This is a genomic window from Streptomyces sp. NRRL B-24085, from assembly GCF_001282115.1.
Taxonomy (GTDB): domain Bacteria; phylum Actinomycetota; class Actinomycetes; order Streptomycetales; family Streptomycetaceae; genus Streptomyces.
In genome coordinates, this window is sequence record NZ_LJBR01000442.1 from 1 (window position 1) to 2,080 (window position 2,080).

Annotated in this window: 2 protein-coding genes; both read right to left on the reverse strand. The window is 71.7% G+C overall.

All coding sequences use genetic code 11. From position 1 onward, the window contains the following. A partial coding sequence (locus AOJ26_RS36040) for an HTTM domain-containing protein (RefSeq protein ID WP_234358759.1) occupies positions 1-1,410 on the reverse strand: 1,410 nt, incomplete at its 3' end. Next, a partial coding sequence (locus AOJ26_RS36045; protein ID WP_053852573.1) for a DUF5819 family protein occupies positions 1,407-2,080 on the reverse strand: 674 nt, incomplete at its 5' end. The genes AOJ26_RS36045 and AOJ26_RS36040, both read right to left, overlap by 4 nt.

Sequence of the window (2,080 nt, forward strand, 5' to 3'; positions counted from 1 at the left end):
AGGGGGGTGGGTGGGGTTGGCGGGGCGAGGGGTGGGGTTCGCGGGACGGTGGGCGGGGCTCTCCGGGTCGCCGGGGGGGGCGGGCGGGCGGGGGGCGGGCGGCGGGGGCTGCGCGACGCCCGGCTCCGTCGGCGGGACGCCCGGCTCCGGCGGGGCCGGCGGGATCTTCGCGGCGACGCCCGGCTCCGACGGCAAGGTCGCCGCGACTACCGGTTTCGTCGGCGGGAGCGGTCGGCCGGGAGCCTGTCGCCCCGTGCCGCCCCCGCCCGCCAGGCGTGCCCTCAGCCGTGCACGCACGCGTGCGGACCCGTCGCCGAGCCGGCGGAGGAACGTCGTCGGCAGGAAGACCGAGTCGGCGGCGATCATCGCCAGCGAGAAGAAGGGCAGGCCGAGGACGACCGCGATCACCGCGTGCTCGGTGATCATCGCGGCCAGAAGGACGTTCTTGACCCGCCGGTTGAACAGCGTGAACGGGAAGGCGACCTGTACGGCGACCGTGCCGTACGTCACCAGCATCACCATGACGCCGTTCGCCGAGAGCAGGTCGGCGAGGGCGGGCCACGGGGAGAAGGACTCCAGGTGGAGGGGGTAGTAGACGGCGGTGCCGTCCTGCCAGCGGGAGCCCTGGATCTTGTACCAGCCCGCCGTCGCGTAGATGAGACAGGCCTCGGCCATGATCACGAGGAGGGCGCCGTTGTGGACGACGTTGGCGACGACGTCGAGCGTGATCCGCGACTGACCGGACCGGGAGAACCTCCCGACCGCCCACCACAGTGCCTGCGCCAGCCACAGGGCCCACAGGACCGCTGGGACGACCCAGTCGCCGCTCAGCTTGCCCAGGAAGGCCGCCGACACCAGCACGACCCCGAGGACGGCCCACAGGGCCGGGCCGACGCGGTCCACGACGTGCTCGCCACGCGCGTGTGCCTCCCGCGTACGCCGGGCCCGCCGCTCGTCCAGCGACCAGACCTGACCGCAGCGGGTGAAGACGAGGTAGATGCACATCAGGTGCAGGACGTTGTCGCCACCGTCGCCCATAAAGATGCTGCGGTTCTGGAGGGAGAGCACGCCCACCATGAAGAGCACGGACATCGTGCGGGTGCGCCAGCCGAGCAGCAGCAGAAGGCTCGACACGACCGCGAGCACATAGACCGTCTCGAACCAGAACCGGCCGTCCGACCACATCAGGGTCGTGAACGCGCCGTTGACCGAGATCAGCTCCTCGGCGAGGTTCCAGCTCCACGGGCCGTCCGGGCCGTACAGCTCCTGGCGGTGCGGGAACTCGCGCAGCAGGAACAGCAGCCAGGTGGCGCTGAAGCCGATGCGGATCATCGCGGTCTGGTAGGGACCGAGGGCGGCCTCGGTGACGCGGGCGATGCCGTGGGAGACCGCGAGAACGAACCGGTTCACCGGGCGCTCCCCTCGGTGTCGTCCGCCGTCACGGGCCACCAGGGCAGTTCGCGGTAGACGGGCTGCACGGTGACCTTCTCCTCGCTCCACTTCGGCGGGGGCACGGTGGAGGTCCGGGAGCGGACCTGGACACTCACGAGGGTGCCGGTCGGCGCGGTCACGTGGTCGCGCTCCAGACGCAGCACCACGATGCGGCGGAGATAGGTCTCGGACAGGGTGCCGCGCAGACCGACCGGACGGTTGTCGGTGCCGTGGGTGGCGACGAAGAGGTCCCAGGAGCGGCGCAGTTCGTTCTGCTGGGTGTGGCTGGGCAGCAGATTGCCGTCGATGGCCCGGCCGTCCTGGGCGGACAGGTCGTACCAGCCGGTCGTACGGCTGCCGCCGTCGGCGCTCCGTATCCGGGCCCGGACCTGCACCGCGATGTTCTGCTGCAACGGGTTGGGCGCGAAGAGCTTCCAGTTCTGCTCGAACTCGGGGTAGACCCAGTCGTCGATCGCCCTGCCGTGCTGCTTGGTCACCGTGTTGGGCGGCGCGACGTGCAGGAACACCATCCCGATGTGCACGCAGACGGCGACGGCGACGACGGCGAGCGCCAGCACGACCGCGATCTGGTAGCGCAGGGAGAGGGCGGCGACGCCGACGGGCCGGGCGGCCGGGGGCGGAGCGGTCA